Source organism: Pseudomonas kitaguniensis, from assembly GCF_049199985.1.
GTDB classification, from domain to species: domain Bacteria; phylum Pseudomonadota; class Gammaproteobacteria; order Pseudomonadales; family Pseudomonadaceae; genus Aquipseudomonas; species Aquipseudomonas kitaguniensis.
In genome coordinates, this window is the sequence record NZ_JBLZPT010000017.1 from 36,220 (window position 1) to 54,579 (window position 18,360).

14 protein-coding genes and 1 tRNA gene are annotated in these 18,360 nt (G+C 59.2%); 12 read left to right on the forward strand and 3 right to left on the reverse strand.

Annotated elements, in window-relative coordinates; all coding sequences use genetic code 11:
* The first annotated feature begins 80 nt into the window (after positions 1–80).
* The 3 genes from ACOZK9_RS19595 to ACOZK9_RS19605 all read left to right on the forward strand — a co-directional run bounded on the left by ACOZK9_RS19595 (position 81) and on the right by ACOZK9_RS19605 (position 4,210).
* Entirely contained in the window at positions 81–1,352 is a 1,272-nt protein-coding gene (locus tag ACOZK9_RS19595) for a YeaH/YhbH family protein (RefSeq protein ID WP_058415261.1), read from the forward strand.
* On the forward strand, positions 1,349–2,914 hold the full coding sequence (locus ACOZK9_RS19600; RefSeq protein WP_058415260.1) for a SpoVR family protein: 1,566 nt from the start codon (positions 1,349–1,351) through the stop codon (positions 2,912–2,914). Before ACOZK9_RS19595 ends, ACOZK9_RS19600 begins: the two co-directional genes overlap by 4 nt.
* A 63-nt stretch (positions 2,915–2,977) precedes the next feature.
* Entirely contained in the window at positions 2,978–4,210 is a 1,233-nt protein-coding gene (locus ACOZK9_RS19605; RefSeq protein WP_421556374.1) for a multifunctional CCA addition/repair protein, read from the forward strand.
* 174 nt (positions 4,211–4,384) lie between these two features.
* On the opposite strand, the gene folK is transcribed toward ACOZK9_RS19605, so the two are convergent.
* Complete coding sequence (folK, locus tag ACOZK9_RS19610; RefSeq protein WP_152749347.1) at positions 4,385–4,903, reverse strand: 2-amino-4-hydroxy-6-hydroxymethyldihydropteridine diphosphokinase; 519 nt, start codon at positions 4,901–4,903, stop codon at positions 4,385–4,387.
* The gene (gene folB, locus ACOZK9_RS19615; protein ID WP_058415257.1) at positions 4,894–5,247 is read right to left on the reverse strand and encodes a dihydroneopterin aldolase; all 354 of its coding nucleotides are present in this window, start codon (positions 5,245–5,247) and stop codon (positions 4,894–4,896) included. Before folB ends, folK begins: the two co-directional genes overlap by 10 nt.
* Positions 5,248–5,319: 72 nt before the next feature.
* Here folB and plsY point away from each other — a divergent pair, with 72 nt between their 5' ends.
* Positions 5,320–5,889, forward strand: a complete 570-nt coding sequence (gene plsY, locus ACOZK9_RS19620; RefSeq protein ID WP_058415256.1) for a glycerol-3-phosphate 1-O-acyltransferase PlsY — start codon at positions 5,320–5,322, stop codon at positions 5,887–5,889.
* Positions 5,890–5,922: 33 nt separating this feature from the next.
* Here the strand turns inward: plsY and tsaD are convergent, their stop codons facing one another.
* Positions 5,923–6,948, reverse strand: coding sequence for a tRNA (adenosine(37)-N6)-threonylcarbamoyltransferase complex transferase subunit TsaD (gene tsaD, locus ACOZK9_RS19625; protein WP_058415255.1), 1,026 nt, complete (start codon positions 6,946–6,948; stop codon positions 5,923–5,925).
* A gap of 202 nt (positions 6,949–7,150) precedes the next feature.
* Between tsaD and rpsU the strand changes: the two genes are divergently transcribed.
* The 8 genes from rpsU to ACOZK9_RS19665 all read left to right on the forward strand — a co-directional run bounded on the left by rpsU (position 7,151) and on the right by ACOZK9_RS19665 (position 18,354).
* Positions 7,151–7,366, forward strand: a complete 216-nt coding sequence (rpsU, locus tag ACOZK9_RS19630) for a 30S ribosomal protein S21 (RefSeq protein WP_002551877.1) — start codon at positions 7,151–7,153, stop codon at positions 7,364–7,366.
* 445 nt (positions 7,367–7,811) lie between these two features.
* Positions 7,812–9,782 carry a DNA primase gene (gene dnaG / locus ACOZK9_RS19635; protein ID WP_058415254.1) on the forward strand — a complete coding sequence of 657 codons (1,971 nt, stop codon included), beginning with the start codon at positions 7,812–7,814 and terminating at the stop codon, positions 9,780–9,782.
* Between the two features lie 67 nt (positions 9,783–9,849).
* A complete protein-coding gene (gene rpoD, locus ACOZK9_RS19640) occupies positions 9,850–11,697 on the forward strand; it encodes an RNA polymerase sigma factor RpoD (RefSeq protein WP_058415253.1) in 1,848 nt (615 codons plus the stop codon).
* Positions 11,698–11,831: 134 nt separating this feature from the next.
* Positions 11,832–15,203 carry a bifunctional diguanylate cyclase/phosphodiesterase gene (locus ACOZK9_RS19645; protein WP_421556375.1) on the forward strand — a complete coding sequence of 1,124 codons (3,372 nt, stop codon included), beginning with the start codon at positions 11,832–11,834 and terminating at the stop codon, positions 15,201–15,203.
* Positions 15,204–15,218: 15 nt separating this feature from the next.
* Positions 15,219–15,295 (forward strand) — tRNA-Ile (locus tag ACOZK9_RS19650).
* A 165-nt stretch (positions 15,296–15,460) separates the two neighbouring features.
* Entirely contained in the window at positions 15,461–15,982 is a 522-nt protein-coding gene (locus ACOZK9_RS19655; protein ID WP_421556376.1) for a cupin domain-containing protein, read from the forward strand.
* A gap of 60 nt (positions 15,983–16,042) precedes the next feature.
* Entirely contained in the window at positions 16,043–16,489 is a 447-nt protein-coding gene (locus tag ACOZK9_RS19660) for an Lrp/AsnC family transcriptional regulator (protein ID WP_058415250.1), read from the forward strand.
* A 167-nt stretch (positions 16,490–16,656) separates the two neighbouring features.
* Complete coding sequence (locus ACOZK9_RS19665; RefSeq protein WP_058415294.1) at positions 16,657–18,354, forward strand: flavin monoamine oxidase family protein; 1,698 nt, start codon at positions 16,657–16,659, stop codon at positions 18,352–18,354.
* Positions 18,355–18,360 lie beyond the last annotated feature (6 nt).

An 18,360-nucleotide genomic window follows, 5' to 3' on the forward strand; every position in this document is an offset into this window, starting at 1 on the left:
AAGAGCCACTGTGCCTGGCTTCATCGGGCTCTTGCTTGCAGCTTATAGCTTACGACTTGAAGCTCCCCGGAGGGGCCCCTATGAGCTATGTGATCGACCGACGCCTCAATGGCAAGAACAAGAGCACGGTAAACCGTCAGCGTTTCCTGCGGCGTTACCGTGACCACATCAAAAAGGCCGTTGAAGAGGCCGTCAGCCGCCGCTCCATTACCGACATGGAGCATGGCGAACAAATCAGTATTCCCGGGCGCGACATTGACGAACCGGTGCTGCACCACGGCCGTGGCGGCAAGCAAACCGTCGTACACCCCGGCAACAAGGAATTCACCACTGGCGAGCATATCCAGCGCCCGCAAGGCGGTGGCGGCGGCAAAGGCCCAGGCAAAGCCGGCAATTCCGGCGAAGGCATGGATGAATTCGTGTTTCAGATCACCCAGGAAGAATTCCTGGAGTTCATGTTTGAGGACCTGGAACTGCCCAACCTGGTCAAACGCAACCTGACCGGTACCGATACCTTCAAGACGGTGCGCGCCGGCATCAGCAACGAAGGCAACCCGTCGCGGATCAACATTATTCGCACCCTGCGCTCCGCGCATGCGCGACGTATTGCGTTGTCTGGCAGCAGCCGGGCGAAACTGCGCGAGGCCAAGGCCGAACTGGAGCGACTGAAACGCGAAGAACCGGATAACTTCGGCGATATTCAGGAGATCGAGGGTGAAATCGCGAAACTCAGTGCACGCATCCACCGAGTGCCGTTTCTCGATACCTTCGACTTGAAATACAACCTGTTGGTCAAACAGCCCAACCCCAGTTCCAAGGCCGTGATGTTCTGCCTGATGGACGTGTCGGGCTCAATGACCCAAGCCACCAAAGACATCGCCAAGCGCTTCTTCATCTTGCTGTACCTGTTTCTCAAGCGAAACTACGACAAGATCGACGTGGTGTTCATCCGCCATCACACCAGCGCCCGGGAAGTGGACGAAGAAGAATTTTTCTATTCACGGGAAACCGGCGGCACCATCGTGTCCAGCGCCCTGAAGCTGATGCAAGAGATTATGGCTGCGCGCTACCCGGCCAGTGAGTGGAATATCTATGCGGCGCAAGCCTCTGACGGCGACAACTGGAACGACGATTCGCCGATCTGCCGCGACATCCTGATCAAGCAGATCATGCCGTTCGTGCAGTACTACACTTACGTCGAAATTACCCCTCGTGAGCACCAGGCCCTGTGGTTCGAATATGAGCGCATCGGCGACGCCTTTGCCGACACATTCGCCCAGCAGCAACTGGTCTCGGCCGGCGATATTTATCCGGTCTTCCGTGAACTCTTCCAGCGCAGGTTAGTGACATGACCGCCAAAAAAGAGCATAAGCGCCAACCCCTTTCCACCGGCTCCGAGTGGACCTTTGAACTGATCCAGGCGTATGACCGGGAAATCAGCCGCATTGCGGCGGGTTATGCGCTGGACACCTACCCCAACCAGATCGAAGTGATTACCGCCGAACAGATGATGGACGCTTACGCCTCCGTCGGCATGCCGCTGGGCTATCACCACTGGTCCTACGGCAAGCACTTCCTCAGCACCGAAAAGTCCTATACCCGAGGCCAGATGGGCCTCGCCTACGAGATCGTGATCAACTCCGACCCGTGCATCGCCTACCTGATGGAAGAAAACACCATCTGCATGCAGGCCCTGGTGGTTGCCCACGCATGTTATGGGCATAACAGTTTCTTCAAGGGCAACTACCTGTTCCGCACCTGGACCGATGCCAGCTCAATCATCGATTACCTGGTGTTCGCCAAGCAGTACATCATGCAATGCGAGGAACGCCACGGCATCGACGCGGTGGAGGACCTGCTCGACTCCTGCCACGCCCTGATGAACTACGGCGTCGACCGCTACAAACGCCCCTATCCGATTTCTGCCGAGGAAGAGCGTCTGCGCCAGAAGGAGCGCGAAGAACACCTGCAGAAGCAGATCAACGATCTGTGGCGCACCATTCCCAAACGTGCCGACAAGAACAGCGATAAAGACAATGCGCGCTTTCCCGCCGAACCTCAGGAAAACATCCTGTATTTTCTGGAAAAACACGCGCCCCTGCTGGAACCGTGGCAGCGCGAAATTGTGCGCATCGTGCGCAAGATCGCCCAGTACTTTTACCCACAGCGCCAAACTCAGGTCATGAACGAAGGCTGGGCGACGTTCTGGCATTACACCCTGATGAACGACCTGTATGACGAGGGCCTGGTCACCGACGGTTTCATGATGGAGTTCCTCACCTCGCACACCAGCGTGGTGTTCCAGCCTGGTTTTGACAGCCCGTATTACAGCGGTATAAACCCCTATGCTCTGGGCTTTGCGATGTACCGCGACATCCGCCGCATGTGTGAACACCCAACCGACGAAGACCGCCACTGGTTCCCCGAGATCGCCGGCAGCGACTGGCTGTCGACCATCAAATTCGCCATGAGCAGCTTCAAGGATGAGAGCTTCATCCTGCAGTACCTTTCACCTCAGGTGATTCGTGATCTCAAGCTGTTCAGCATCATGGATGACGACCTAAAGGATGATTTGGTGGTGCCGGCGATCCACGATGAGCCCGGCTACCGCACCATTCGCGAAACACTCGCGGCGCAGTACAACCTGGGCAATCGCGAGCCGAATGTGCAGATCTACAGCATCGATGTGCGCGGCGACCGCTCGCTGACCCTGCGCCACCAGCAGCACGACCGCAAGCCGTTGGGTGAATCCACCGAAGAAGTGCTCAAGCACCTGCATCGGTTGTGGGGTTTCGACATCCACCTGGAGACGCTGCAGGGCGATCAAGTGATGAAAACCCACCATGTGCCCCCGCGTAGCGAGCACAGCGACAACGACTACGGCCGCCTGGACATGGCCGTGGTTCATCTCTGAAACAGCAAAGCCTCCACTGGTCAGGCACAGGCGTTATCCTGTGCCGCTAATGGAGGCTTTTTCATGAAAATCTACACAGTCGGCGGTGCGGTACGTGACCGCTTGCTAGGCATCAAGGTCACCGACATCGACCGCGTCGTCGTCGGCGCAACCACCGAAGAAATGCTTGCCAAAGGCTTCAAGCCGGTCGGCGCCGATTTTCCGGTATTCCTGCACCCGAAAACCGGCGACGAATACGCCCTCGCCCGCACCGAGCGCAAGAGTGGCCGGGGTTATGGCGGCTTTGTGTTCCACGCCAGCCCCGAGGTCACGCTGGAAGAAGACCTGATTCGCCGCGACCTGACCATCAACGCGATGGCGGAGGACGATGACGGCAACTTGACCGACCCCTACCACGGCCAGCGGGATCTGGAAGCACGCATTTTGCGTCACGTTTCGCCCGCGTTCGCCGAAGACCCTCTGCGCGTACTCCGCGTTGCACGCTTTGCAGCGCGTTATGCGCCCTTGGGTTTCACCGTGGCGCCGCAAACCCTGGAACTGATGCGCCATCTGAGCGAATCCGGCGAGTTGGAAGCGTTGACGCCGGAGCGCAGCTGGAAGGAAATCTCGCGGGCGCTGATGGAAGATCAACCTCAGGTATTTATCCAGGTACTGCGCGACTGCAACGCGCTGAAAACCTTGATGCCGGAGGTGGATGCGCTGTTCGGCGTGCCGCAGCCCGCAGTTCATCATCCTGAAATCGACACCGGCATACACACTTTGAGCGTGCTCGAACAGGCTGCGCTGCACGCCCAGCCGTTGACCGTACGCTGGGCGTGCTTGCTGCATGACCTGGGCAAAGGCCTGACGCCTGTGGATAAGTTGCCTCAGCATATTGCCCACGAGCACACGGGTTTGAAGCTGATCAAGGCGGTCAACGAGCGCTTTAAAGTGCCAAGGGACTGCCAGGAGCTGGCGTTGCTGGTGGGCCAATACCACACGCATGGCCACCGCGCGCTGGAGCTGAAAGCCTCGACATTGCTGGAGTTGCTGCAGAGTTTTGATGTGTATCGTCGACCGCAGCGCTTTGAGGAATTTGTGGTGGCGTGTGAAATGGATGCACGAGGCCGCAAGGGCTTTGAGCAACGAAGTTATCCACAGGCGGATTATTTGCGCGGGGCGGCGCAGGTGGCGCGCGATGTTGCAGTGGCGCCGCTGCTGGAGAAAGGGTTTAAAGGTCCGGCGTTGGGCGAGGCGTTAAAGCGCGAGCGGCTTGGGGCGCTGAAGGCTTACAAAGAGCAAAAGGCTGCTCCATGATTCAATGGGTGCGTGGCTTTGCGGCTTTTGGGGCCGCTACGCAGCCCAACGGGAGCAAGCCCCCTCGCCACAGCAAGCCCGCTCGCCACAGTAAGCGCCCTCCACAGCAAGCCTCCTCACCACGGTAAGCTCATTCGGCTGCAGAAAGCATCCTTGCGATAGGGAGCTTGGTGGCTAGAGCAACGCAGCCGGGGTGAGTGGCTGGCCTTGCCACTCGAAGCCGACAGGCGCCAGCACTTGGTCAATCTGCGCGTCGCGCCACAGCTCAGCCAGTGTTTTGCCTGCCTGCGGGTGCACACGGTCGGGGGCCATCAGCGACAGCGGCCACAGTACAAAAGCGTTTGTCAGGATCTCTGCGCGCGGCAGTATCAGGCCGTCGAAATTCCCTACCTGCTCGCCGTACAGCAACACGTCAATGTCCAGCGGCAGGCCTTTGCGGTCGGGTGCATAACGGCCATTGTCGGCCTCGATGAATTTCAATCGGCGGTCCAGCTCCATCAAGGGCAGCTCGGTATAGGCCGACACCACCAGGTTGAAGAATGGCCCACTCTTGATACCCACCGGCTGGCTTTCGAACACCGGCGAACACCGCACGTCCGTTAAAAAACTCGCCAGCGCATCCAGGCCAGCGCGCAGATGGCGCTCGCGCTCGATATTGCTGCCAAGCCCCAGGTAAATCTGAGTCAGCGACATCCGCGCTCGATCTCCACGCCTACGCCACTGGCAGCCGGCACGGCGCCGGGCTTGGTCAACTTGAGGTGCAGCCAGGGAATCTGGAATTCGCTCATCAGCACTTCGGCCAGGCGCTCGGCAAAGGTTTCTACCAATTGGTACTGCGACTGCTCGGCAAAGGCCTGAATACGCGCCGACACACTGGCGTAATCCAGCGCCAGGGCCAGGTCGTCACCGGCGGCGGCCGGGCGATTGTCCCAGGCGAAACTCAGGTCCAGGCGCAAGCATTGCTTGATGCCGCGCTCCCAGTCGTAGGCCCCGATCACGGTGTCGACTTCCAGGCCTTCGATAAACACTCTGTCCACGCTCTTCTCCGCAGCACGACAAGGGCGCGATGCCCCGTTAGAATCAGGGCGTCCTCGCCCGGAATAGTTAGCATGTTTTGGTCACTGGCAATTTTTGCCTACCTGCTTGGCTCGCTGTCCTTCGCCATTTTGCTCAGCCGCCTGACGGGCAACCCCGACCCGCGAATGAGTGGCTCAGGCAATGCCGGCGCCACCAACATGTTGCGCCTGGCCGGCAAGAAACTCGCCGTATTGACGCTGCTGGGCGACGCCTGCAAGGGCCTGCTGCCCGTACTGATCGCCAGCGCTGCAGGCCTGCCCTTGCAACAACAGGCCTGGGTGGGCGTGTGTGCGGTGCTCGGCCATATGCTTCCGCTGTACTTCCGCTTTCGCGGTGGCAAAGGTGTCGCCACGGCGGCCGGCATGTTGCTGGCGATTTACCCTCCGGCAGCGCTGCTGGCCGTGCTTGCCTGGTTGCTGACGTTCTACCTGACCCGCACCAGCTCGTTGGCCGCGTTGATCGCCACGCCGCTCACCCTGCCATTACTGGCTTGGCAAGCACCTGCGGCGCTGTTGCCGATGAGCGTGCTGACACTGCTGATCGCCTGGCGCCACCGCGGCAATTTACGCGACCTGTTTGCCGGGCGCGAACGGCATTTTTAAATACCGTCGATGAACCCGGCTCACGCCTGGCAACTACAACGGTGACAATTGCTCCATCGGCCAACGTGCCTGCACGCTGATCGCCAGGCTTTCATGCTGCCCGGCCTGCAATCGCTGGCAACCCGCGTAGGCGATCATCGCGCCATTGTCGGTGCAAAACTCAGGGCGCGCGTAAAACACCTCGCCCTTGATGTCGCCGAGCATTTTTTCCAGTGAAGTGCGCAACGCCTTGTTGGCGCTGACGCCACCAGCGATTACCAGGCGCTGCATGCCCGTCTGCTTCAGGGCACGCTTGCACTTGATGGTCAAAGTCTCCACCACGGCCTGCTGGAACGCCAGTGCGATGTCGCAACGGGCTTGCTCACTGTCGTCTCCGGCGCTGACGCTGTGCTGCCAGGTATTCAGCGCGGAGGTTTTCAAGCCGCTGAAGCTGAACATCAAACCCGGGCGATCACACATCGGGCGCGGAAAGGTATAGCGGCCTGGAGCGCCTTTTTCGGCAAGCCGGGCGATTTCCGGGCCACCCGGATAATTGAGCCCCATCATCTTCGCGGTCTTGTCGAACGCTTCGCCGGCGGCGTCATCCAGAGACTCGCCCAACAGGGTGTATTGGCCGATCGCATCGACCTGAACCAGCTGCGTATGCCCCCCCGAAACCAACAAAGCGACGAACGGGAACTGCGGCGGTGTTTTTTCCAGCATGGGCGCCAACAAATGGCCTTCCATGTGGTGCACGCCGAGGGCCGGAATGCCCCAGGCAAATGCCAGCGCCTGGGCGCAAGAGGCCCCAACCAGCAGGGCTCCGACCAATCCGGGGCCAGCGGTATAGGCAATGGCGTCGATCTCGGTCGGTACGCAACCGGCCTCGTCCAACACTTGGCGAATCAACGGCAACATACGTTTGACGTGATCACGGCTGGCCAGCTCCGGCACCACGCCACCGTAGGCGCGGTGCAGGTCGATCTGGCTGAACAGTGCATCGGCCAAAAGCCCGCGTTCACTGTCGTAAAGTGCGACACCGGTTTCGTCGCAGGAGGTTTCAAGTCCCAGTACTAGCATGGGTTTGCGCCTTGTAGAGGCTGAATTCGAAGGCGCGCATAATAGTCCCCACTCCCCCTCCCGACTAGCGGTTTTCGATCAGAGGCTTTGCATTCCAGGCAATGAGAGGTTAACATCCGCAACCCTTAAAAACCGACGACCTCAGCCGCGAATTTTTTGCGACGAGAACGTTGATCCCGGTAATGAAAGAAGGTAGCTCTGGATGCCAGCCGTCAAAGTTAAAGAGAACGAACCCTTCGACGTAGCTCTGCGTCGTTTCAAGCGCTCCTGCGAAAAAGCCGGTGTACTGGCTGAAGTTCGTAGCCGCGAATTTTACGAGAAGCCAACTTCTGAGCGTAAGCGCAAAGCAGCAGCCGCTGTTAAGCGTCACGCCAAGAAAGTTCAGCGCGAGCAGCGCCGCGCCGTTCGTCTGTACTAATACACAGACGTTCGTAGCAAGCTTCTGCCAAGCCCGGCCCTCAGCCGGGCTATTGGCATTTGCGGATATAGCTTGATGTTTCATCGTCGACGCCGCCCATGCGACCGAGACACCGCTTCACACGTCAGGACTGGCTCTTTTGCCAGCGGTGCACGTCTCTTCTGACGAGCCTTACAAGGCTACTGACGAGCACACCCCTTTTTTTCAAGCAGCCGATCAACAGGTCGACTGTGCCCACCGATGAGTTTCCGAGGCCACCACTGGTCAAGACCGGGCTCTTGGGGCAACATTTCCACGTCGAAAACTGACCTGAAGTTAACGTCAGCGAGCATTCGGCAGATACACTTCCTTACAACCCATGCAGACGCTAGATGCTCGAGCACTCGTTACGTGCGCTTGAACACTTCACGGGCCCTCATTTACACGCAGTGATGACGAGAACGCCATGGCCGGGCTAATTCCCCAGAGCTTTATTGACGACCTTCTGAACCGCACCGACATCGTCGATGTTGTCAGCTCGCGCGTGCAACTGAAAAAAGCCGGCAAGAACTACACGGCCTGCTGCCCGTTTCACAAGGAAAAGACCCCGTCGTTCAGCGTCAGCCCCGACAAGCAATTCTATTACTGCTTCGGCTGCGGCGCGGGCGGCAATGCGCTCGGCTTCCTCATGGACCACGACAACCTGGACTTCCCCCAGGCTATCGAGGACCTGGCGAAAGCCGCCGGCATGGAAGTCCCACGCGAAGAGAGCGGCCGGCCGCACAAACCACGGCAACCCACCGACTCGCCGCTGTACCCGCTGCTGACTGCCGCTGCCGACTTTTATCGTCAGGCACTTAAAAGCCATCCGCAGCGCAAGGCCGCCGTCGACTACCTCAAGGGCCGCGGCCTCACCGGCGAAATCGCCAGGGACTTCGGCCTCGGGTTCGCACCGCCAGGCTGGGACAATCTGTATAAGCACCTGAGCAGCGACACCCTGCAGCAGAAAGCCATGATCGACGCCGGCCTTCTGGTTGAAAACGCCGAGACCGGCAAGCGCTACGACCGCTTCCGTGACCGCGTGATGTTTCCGATCCGCGACAGCCGCGGCCGAATCATCGCGTTCGGTGGCCGGGTATTGGGGGACGACAAGCCCAAGTACCTGAACTCCCCGGAAACCGCGGTATTTCACAAGGGCCAGGAACTCTACGGCCTGTTCGAGGCGCGCAAAAACAATCGCAACCTCGATGAAATCATTGTGGTTGAAGGCTACATGGACGTGATCGCACTGGCCCAGCAAGGCCTGCGTAACGCCGTGGCGACGCTCGGCACCGCCACCAGCGAAGAACATTTGAAACGCCTGTTTCGCGTAGTGCCCAGCGTGCTGTTTTGCTTCGACGGTGACCAGGCAGGCCGCAACGCCGCCTGGCGCGCACTCGAGGCCACGTTGTCGAGCTTGCAGGATGGGCGCCGTGCGCGCTTTCTGTTCTTGCCCGAAGGCGAGGACCCGGACACCCTGGTACGTTCCGAAGGCACCGACGCGTTCCGCGCGCGCATCAATCAACATGCGCAGCCGCTGGCGGACTATTTCTTCCAGCAACTGACCGAAGAAGCCGACCCGCGCTCCCTCGAAGGCAAGGCCCACATGGCCACCCTCGCGGCGCCATTGATTGATAAAGTGCCGGGCGCCAACCTGCGCACCTTGATGCGCCAGCGACTCATGGAAATTACCGGTTTGAGCGGTGAGGCCGTCAGCCAATTGGTGCACAGCGCGCCGCAAGAGGCGCCGCCCGTCTACGACCCAGGCATGAATTACGATGCGATGCCGGACTACGCCGACTTCCACCAACCGCAGGACGCCTACGCGCCTCAGCAGGACTGGACGCCGAAGAAACCTGGCGCCGGCGGCAAGAAATGGGACGACAAGCCCTGGAGCAAAAATGCCAAGCGCGGCGCCCGCGATGAACCTCGCGGGCCGCGAACACCGGTTGGGGTAGAGGCGCCTACACTTATTGCGCTTCGCACACTGATTCACCACCCCCAGATGGCCGGGAAGGTTGAAACGGCGGATCACTTCGCCAACGAGAGCAACACTTACGCCCAGCTGTTAATTGCGCTGATCGGAGCGTTGCAGAAAAACCCTAAGCTAAACTCCATTCAGCTGATGGCTCGCTGGCATGGCACGGATCAGGGGCGTCTTTTGAAAGCACTCGCGGAAAAGGAGTGGCTAATTGACGGAGATAACCTTGAACAACAGTTTTTAGACACCATTACTAGGTTATCGGCGGGTCAACATACGCAGACCCTGGATGACCTGATTAAAAGAGCAAAACAGCCGGGATTATCGGCAGAAGAGCAAATTCAGATAGCAAAACAGATGCGTGACCTCTTAAAACAGAATGTTTGCGCATCAAACCCGACCTCAGCTGGCGCGTGAGGTCATAGCTCGGGTATAATCCTCGGCTTGTTTTTTGCCCGCCAAGACCTTCAGTGGATAGGGTGTTATGTCCGGAAAAGCGCAACAGCAGTCTCGTATCAAAGAGTTGATCACCCTTGGTCGTGAGCAGAAATATCTGACTTACGCAGAGGTCAACGACCACCTGCCTGAGGATATTTCAGATCCAGAGCAGGTGGAAGACATCATCCGCATGATTAATGACATGGGGATCCCCGTACACGAGAGTGCTCCGGATGCGGACGCCCTTATGTTGGCCGACTCCGACACCGACGAGGCAGCCGCTGAAGAAGCCGCTGCCGCGCTGGCTGCGGTGGAGACCGACATCGGTCGCACGACTGACCCTGTGCGCATGTATATGCGTGAAATGGGCACCGTCGAGTTGCTGACACGTGAAGGCGAAATTGAAATCGCCAAGCGTATTGAAGAGGGTATCCGTGAAGTGATGGGCGCAATCGCGCACTTCCCTGGCACGGTTGACCACATTCTCTCCGAGTACACTCGCGTCACCACCGAAGGTGGTCGCCTGTCCGACGTCTTGAGCGGCTATATCGACCCGGACGACGGCATTGCGCCGCCTGCCGCCGAGATACCGCCGCCTGTCGATGCGAAAGCCGCGAAAGCCGACGACGACACTGAAGACGACGACGCCGATAGCAGCGACGACGAAGACGAAGTCGAAAGCGGTCCAGACCCGGTCATTGCAGCTCAGCGTTTCGGTGCGGTTTCCGATCAAATGGAAATCACCCGCAAAGCGCTGAAAAAGCACGGTCGCGCCAACAAGCTGACCGTTGCCGAGCTGGTGGCCCTGGCTGAGCTGTTCATGCCGATCAAGCTGGTCCCGAAGCAATTCGAAGGCCTGGTTGAGCGTGTTCGCAGTGCCCTTGAGCGCTTGCGTGCACAAGAGCGGGCAATCATGCAGCTCTGCGTACGTGATGCGCGGATGCCGCGTGCCGACTTCCTGCGCCAGTTCCCGGGCAACGAAGTCGACGAAAGCTGGTCCGACGGCCTCGCCAAAGGCAAAGGCAAGTACGCCGAAGCCATTGGTCGCCTGCAGCCGGACATCATTCGTTGCCAGCAAAAGCTGATCGCGCTGCAAACCGAAACCGGTTTGACGATTGCCGAGATCAAGGACATCAACCGTCGCATGTCGATCGGTGAGGCCAAGGCCCGCCGCGCGAAAAAAGAGATGGTTGAAGCGAACTTGCGTCTGGTGATCTCCATCGCCAAGAAGTACACCAACCGTGGCCTGCAATTCCTCGACTTGATCCAGGAAGGCAACATCGGCTTGATGAAGGCTGTGGACAAGTTCGAATACCGTCGTGGTTACAAGTTCTCGACTTATGCCACCTGGTGGATCCGTCAGGCGATCACTCGCTCGATCGCCGACCAGGCCCGCACCATCCGTATTCCGGTGCACATGATCGAGACAATCAACAAGCTCAACCGTATTTCCCGGCAGATGTTGCAGGAAATGGGTCGCGAACCGACCCCGGAAGAGCTGGGCGAACGCATGGAAATGCCTGAGGATAAAATCCGCAAGGTATTGAAGATCGCTAAAGAGCCGATCTCCATGGAAACGCCGATCGGTGATGACGAAGACTCCCATCTGGGTGACTTCATCGAAGACTCGACGATGCAGTCGCCAATCGATGTCGCCACTGTAGAGAGCCTTAAAGAAGCAACACGCGACGTACTCTCCGGCCTCACTGCCCGTGAAGCCAAGGTACTGCGCATGCGTTTCGGCATCGACATGAATACCGACCACACCCTTGAGGAAGTGGGTAAACAGTTTGACGTGACCCGCGAGCGGATCCGTCAGATCGAAGCCAAGGCACTGCGCAAGCTGCGCCACCCGACGCGAAGCGAGCATCTACGCTCCTTCCTCGACGAGTGATACCAAAACCCCCGGCCCGTGCCGGGGGTTTTGCTTTGTATCGATTACTTTCTATAGATTAACTGCCGCGCAACACCCATCTCTCGTAATGCCCGTCTACACTCGACAGATTCCCGTGCCATAACGAGACCGTTATGCCCAGACTGTCGACCGTGATACTGCTATCGCTGCTGACCTGGACCGCGACGGCTGGCGCGTTGACTCTCACTGATGATGAGCGTGGCTGGCTGGCGGACCATCAAGAGCTGCGCCTTGGCGTGGACAACGCTTGGCCACCTTTTGAATACCTTGACGAAAATGGCCGCTATCAAGGCCTGGCCGCAGATTACGTGCGCCTGATCCAGGATCGCCTGGGCGTTAGAATCAAACGGGTCGAGCACGCGAGCTGGGCCGACGTGCTCGAACAGGCCAAAAATAACCAGCTCGACCTGCTGCCCGGCATCATGTCCACCCCGGAACGCCAGGGTTTTCTGGCCTTCACACGCCCGTATCTCGACTTCCCCATTGTCATCCTCGCCCATGAAGGCGGTGCGAAACCGCGCAACCTCAAGGACCTGTACGGACTGAAGATTGCCGTGGTGGAAAACTACGCCACTCACGAGTTGCTACGTACCCATCATCCCGATCTCAACCTGGTGACCATGCCCAACGTCAGCTCGACGCTGCAAGCGCTGGCCACCGATGAAGTGGATGCCGTGGTCGGCGACCTGGCGTCCAGTGTCTGGAGCCTGCGCCAATTGAAGCTGGATGGTTTATACGTCAGCGGCGAAACGCCCTACCGCTACCAGCTGGCAATGGGCGTGCCGCCGGATAAGAAAATGCTGGTGGGCATCCTCGACAAGGTTCTTGCCGACCTCAGCTCGGACGAAACCGAGGCAATCCAGCAACACTGGGTAGGCAGCCTCACTGATCACCGTGCGTTTTGGACCCAATTATTGATATACGGCCTGCCTGCGGTACTGCTGCTGACTACCCTGCTGGCCATCGTGATGTGGATCAATCGCCGGCTGAGCTCGGAAATTTCCCGGCGGGTAGCGCTTGAGCAAAAACTGCGCAGCAGTGAGTACCACTACCGCGGCCTGGTGGAGAGCCTGTCCGCCATTGCCTGGGAAGCCAATGTCACCGACTTTACTTACAGCTACGTGTCGCCGCATGCCGAAGAGTTACTCGGCTACCCGCGTGCGCACTGGCTGATTCCAGGCTTCTGGCAAACCATCATTCACCCTGCCGACCGAACCCGTACGCAGGACTACTGCCACCGCGAGACCCACGCCAATCGTGACCACAGCGTCGATTATCGAGTGGTCACCGCCGACGGTCGCTGCGTGTGGGTACGCGATATTGTCAGCCTGATCAAGCACGGGCATCAGCCCGTTCTGCGCGGCTTGATGATCGACATCAGCGAAGCCAAGCGCACCGAAGAAGCATTGCAGCTTTCCGAGCAGAAATTCGCCAAGGCCTTCCACGCCTCACCCGACGGCTTGTCGCTGAGTCGTCAGCGCGATGGGTTGCTGATTGAAGTGAACGAGGGTTTCAGCCGCCTGACCGGCTTCACCCATGCAACCTCACTGGACCAATCAAGCGTGGAGCTGGGCCTCTGGGTCGACCTCAATGAACGCGAGCGCATGCTGGAGCTGCTGCGGCGCGACGGTTTTGTTCGTGATTTCATCTGCCGTTTCCGCCGCGCCGACGGCATGATTCGCCTCTGCGAGTTGTCCTGCCGGCCGCTGCCCATCGGCGATGAAGACTGCATACTGACCATCGGCCGGGACATCACCGAACGCCAACTGACGCAAGAAAAACTGCAACAGGCTGCCACGGTGTTTGAGAGCACCGAAGAAGGCGTGTTGATCACCGATACCCTGCAGAACATCAGCGCCGTCAACCGCGCCTTCAGCGAGATCACTGGCTACAGCGAAACCGAAGCGCTGGGCCAAACGCCGCGCCTGCTTGCCTCTGGCCTGCACGACAGCGCGTTTTACGCTGCGATGTGGTACCAGTTGGCCGCCAAAGGCCACTGGCAGGGAGAAATTTCCAACCGCCGCAAGAACGGCGAACTTTACCCCTGCTGGTTGACGATCAACGCCGTACGCAACCGCGAACAGTTGATTACACACTTCGTTGCGGTATTTGCCGACATCTCCAGCCTCAAGCACGCCCAGGCCCGTCTCGACTACCAGGCGCATCACGACCCACTGACCGGTTTACCCAATCGCACGCTGTTTGAAAACCGACTACAGGCCGCCCTCAACAGCCAAGAGGAAACCGGCAGCCAAGGCGCCGTGCTGTTCCTCGACCTGGACCGTTTCAAACACATCAACGACAGCCTCGGCCACCCGATCGGCGACCTGTTGCTCAAGGGCATCGCCGTGCGCCTCAAGGATCAATTGCGCGACGTCGACACCGTGGCGCGACTGGGCGGCGACGAGTTCATCATCCTGCTACCCGGCCTGCAACAAGCCAGCGATGCCCACCACCTGGCGAATAAACTGCTCGCCTGCTTCACACCGCCGTTTCAAGCTGGCGAACACGAGTTTTTTATCAGCGCCAGCATCGGCACCAGCCTCTACCCTCAAGACGGCACCGACGTCTCCACTTTGGTCAAAAACGCCGACGCCGCGATGTACCGCTCCAAGGCCAAAGGCCGCAACCGCGTCGAACGGTACACCCGCGACCTCACCGCCCAGGCCAACGAGCGCGTGGTACTCGAACACGAACTGCGCCGCGCCATCGAACGTAAAGAGCTGAGCCTTTTTTACCAGCCAAAACTGAGCCTGGTGACGCAACAACTGATCGGCGCCGAAGCACTCATCCGCTGGCATCACCCGACCTTTGGCGAGGTTCCACCCGAGCACTTCATCGCACTCGCCGAAGAGAACGGCATGATCCTGCAGATCGGCGACTGGGTGCTGGAACAGGCATGCCGACAAATGCACGCGTGGCAAACAACCTTCGAGGGCTTCGGCTCATTGTCGGTCAACCTTGCCGGCGCACAACTGCGCCACCCCAACCTGCTGGCACGCGTCAAACAACTACTGAGCGACTACCACCTGGAGCCCGGCTGCCTGCAACTGGAGATCACCGAAAACTTCATCATGAGCCAGGCCGAAGAAGCACTCGACGTGCTGCACCAACTCAAACACCTGGGCGTGCAACTGGCGATCGACGATTTCGGCACCGGTTATTCATCCCTCAGCTACCTCAAGCGCCTGCCGCTGGACTATCTGAAGATCGACCAATCCTTCGTACGCGGCCTGCCCGACGACCCACACGACGCCGCAATAGTGCGCGCCATCATCGCGCTGGGCCACAGCATGCAATTCACCCTCATCGCAGAAGGCGTGGAAAACCCCGCGCAACAAGCGTTCCTCGCCGCCGAAGGCTGCGAACAGATGCAAGGCTACATCGTCAGCCTGCCCCTGCCGCCCGAGATTTTTGCCACGAAGTTCCTTCGTATGAGCGTTAAGGATTTTTCGGATAGCACAGAGGGGAAACCATCGTTATAATCCGCGGCCTACTGAGGGCCTATAGCTCAGTTGGTTAGAGCAGGGGACTCATAATCCCTTGGTCGTAGGTTCGAGTCCTACTGGGCCCACCATACTCAAAGCCGCGCACTGCGCGGCTTTCGTGTTTCTGCCGTCTGACAATTTAAGGCGCTGACTCCCCGGTCCTTCTTCGCAATGAAAGATTTGTTAATTGCCCACAACCGCTCCTGCGCAGACCATGGCCAGCCATCCACCTCCACACGAGGAAAGTCGGCTCCATGCCTCAAGCCAACCTTTCACCCCACGCGCGACTCCACTCTCTCTTCAACCTGAGCACGCGTTTCGCAGGCGCTGTCGCTATCACTCTCGCGACCCTCAACTGCGCACACGCCGCAACACCCGCCCCGGCGACCATCAAGGCGTTCAAGCTGTGCACGGGCGCGGACAATGCCTCGCACGTGTTGGAGGGAACCATCGACCAGAACATGCGCAACGACGTGACCGCGATTCACTTCAAGCAAACCCCGGCGCATACGGCGTACGGCTGGCATAACGACCCGGAGCCGCAGTACGTGATGACGCTGTCCGGCACGCTGGCATTTGCCACCCGTGGTGGCGAGACGTTCACTTTGCATCCCGGTGAGGTGTTGGTCGCCGAAGACAATACCGGTTCAGGGCATCGCTGGAAGCTGGTTGATGACCAACCTTGGCGGCGCGGGTATGTGGTGTTGAAGCCTGGCGCGCCCGATTCGTTTGTCCCTAACGACGCCGCTGCGGCGAAAGTCTGCAAGGCGCCTTAGCCTCGCAGATCGAAGCCTGTAACATGCCACTCCATTGTCGCCCGCACTGGAGCTTGCGTTTTGCCCGTCCTCGATGAAATCGACCGCCAACTGATTGCCGCCTTGCAGATCAACGCTCGCGAAAGCGTGGCGATGCTTGCCCGTCAGTTGGGAATTGCGCGTACCACGGTGACGTCACGTCTGGCGCGCCTGGAGAAAACCCAGGTGATTACCGGCTATGGCGTGCGTCTTGGCCAACGTGCCACCGATGGCGGTTTGCAGGCGTATGTCGGGATCACGGTGCAACCGCGTTCGGGCAAGGACGTGCTGAAAAGGCTGAGTGCCATGGCCCAAGTGCAGCAGTTGTGTGCGGTGAGCGGCGAGTTTGATTACGTGGCGTGGCTGCGCACCGACTCGCCGGAGCAACTGGATCAGTTGCTGGACCAGATCGGCAGCGTCGACGGGGTGGAAAAAACCACCACCTCGATCATCCTCAGTAACAAATTGGACCGCGGCCAACCAATCTGACCACATACCTCGTCACTTTGACTAAAAACAATCCATTCCGACGACACTTTGCGTCTTATTAACGGACGCTACGCTCCTTAAACTGGCAGCCATCTTTTCCTATACTCAGTGGATCGCGTGCCGCCGAGTCGCCAGCAAGGTCAGCCATGAGCATTCCTTCCAGCACCATCAGCAAAACCAACCGCCACCCTGCCGACGGCAAAAAACCCATCACCATTTTTGGCCCGGATTTTCCGTTTGCCTTTGATGACTGGATTGAGCATCCGGCGGGTTTGGGCAGTATCCCGGCCGCCAACCACGGCGCCGAAGTGGCGATTGTCGGTGCCGGGATTGCGGGCCTGGTGGCCGCTTACGAGTTGATGAAACTGGGCCTCAAGCCGGTGGTGTACGAGGCCTCGAAAATGGGCGGTCGCCTGCGCTCTCAGGCATTTGAAGGGGCCGAAGGCATCATCGCCGAGTTGGGTGGCATGCGTTTCCCGGTGTCCTCCACCGCGTTCTACCACTATGTGGACAAGCTGGGCCTGGAGACTAAACCCTTCCCCAACCCGTTGACACCGGCCTCCGGCAGCACCGTGGTCGACCTGGAAGGCCAGACCCACTACGCCGAAAAACTCTCCGACTTGCCAGTGCTGTTTCAGGAAGTCGCAGATGCCTGGGCCGATGCGCTGGAAGCCGGCTCGCAATTCGGTGACATTCAGCAAGCCATCCGCGACCGCGACGTGCCGCGCCTCAAAGCGCTGTGGAACAAGCTGGTGCCGCTGTGGGACGACCGCACCTTCTATGATTTCGTCGCCACTTCCAAAGCCTTCGCCAAACTGTCGTTCGCGCACCGCGAAGTGTTTGGCCAGGTGGGTTTCGGCACCGGCGGCTGGGACTCGGATTTCCCCAATTCCATGCTCGAAATTTTCCGCGTAGTCATGACCAACTGCGACGACCATCAGCACTTGGTGGTCGGTGGCGTAGCGCAAGTGCCCATGGGTATCTGGCGCCATGTACCGGAGCGTTGCGCGCATTGGCCAGCCGGTACCAGCCTCAGTTCGTTGCACCATGGCGCGCCACGGGCCGGGGTCAAGCGCATTGCGCACGCGGCAGGTGGCCGTTTTGCAGTGACCGATAACTATGGCGACACGCGCGAATACGCTGCGGTGCTGACCACCTGCCAAAGCTGGCTGCTGACCACTCAGATCGACTGCGACGAAACCCTGTTTTCGCAAAAAATGTGGATGGCCCTCGACCGAACCCGCTACATGCAGTCGTCGAAAACCTTCGTGATGGTCGACCGTCCATTTTGGAAAGACAAAGACCCGGAGACCGGCCGCGACCTGATGAGCATGACGCTTACCGATCGCCTGACACGCGGCACGTACTTGTTTGAAAACGGCAAATTCGACAACGGTGACGACAAGCCGGGAGTGATTTGCCTGTCGTACTCGTGGATGAGCGACGCGCTGAAGATGCTCCCTCAGCCCATCGACAAGCGGGTGAAGCTGGCCCTCGACGCACTGAAAAAGATCTACCCGAAAGTCGACATAAAGGCGCGCATTATCGGCGACCCGATTACCGTGTCCTGGGAGGCCGACCCGCATTTTCTCGGGGCATTCAAAGGCGCGTTGCCTGGCCACTATCGCTACAACCAGCGCATGTACGCGCACTTCATGCAGAAGGACATGCCCGCCGAGCAACGCGGAATTTTTATCGCCGGTGACGACGTGTCGTGGACCCCAGCCTGGGTGGAGGGCGCGGTGCAAACCTCACTGAACGCGGTGTGGGGCATCATGACCCACTTTGGCGGAAGCACTCACCCGGAAAACCCGGGGCCGGGTGATGTATTTGACGAAATCGGGCCGATCGCCCTGGCCGATTAAGGAGTT

What these genes read in the sequence shown, in the direction of transcription:
- plsY (WP_058415256.1), top strand. Translation starts at nt 5,320, where the DNA reads ATGTTTTGGTCACTGGCAATTTTTGCCTACCTGCTTGGCTCGCTGTCC.
- folK (WP_152749347.1), bottom strand. Translation starts at nt 4,903, where the DNA reads ATGTCGCTGACTCAGATTTACCTGGGGCTTGGCAGCAATATCGAGCGC.
- ACOZK9_RS19645 (WP_421556375.1), top strand. Translation starts at nt 11,832, where the DNA reads ATGCCCAGACTGTCGACCGTGATACTGCTATCGCTGCTGACCTGGACC.
- rpsU (WP_002551877.1), top strand. Translation starts at nt 7,151, where the DNA reads ATGCCAGCCGTCAAAGTTAAAGAGAACGAACCCTTCGACGTAGCTCTG.
- ACOZK9_RS19605 (WP_421556374.1), top strand. Translation starts at nt 2,978, where the DNA reads ATGAAAATCTACACAGTCGGCGGTGCGGTACGTGACCGCTTGCTAGGC.
- ACOZK9_RS19600 (WP_058415260.1), top strand. Translation starts at nt 1,349, where the DNA reads ATGACCGCCAAAAAAGAGCATAAGCGCCAACCCCTTTCCACCGGCTCC.
- ACOZK9_RS19655 (WP_421556376.1), top strand. Translation starts at nt 15,461, where the DNA reads ATGCCTCAAGCCAACCTTTCACCCCACGCGCGACTCCACTCTCTCTTC.
- dnaG (WP_058415254.1), top strand. Translation starts at nt 7,812, where the DNA reads ATGGCCGGGCTAATTCCCCAGAGCTTTATTGACGACCTTCTGAACCGC.
- ACOZK9_RS19595 (WP_058415261.1), top strand. Translation starts at nt 81, where the DNA reads ATGAGCTATGTGATCGACCGACGCCTCAATGGCAAGAACAAGAGCACG.
- rpoD (WP_058415253.1), top strand. Translation starts at nt 9,850, where the DNA reads ATGTCCGGAAAAGCGCAACAGCAGTCTCGTATCAAAGAGTTGATCACC.
- tsaD (WP_058415255.1), bottom strand. Translation starts at nt 6,948, where the DNA reads ATGCTAGTACTGGGACTTGAAACCTCCTGCGACGAAACCGGTGTCGCA.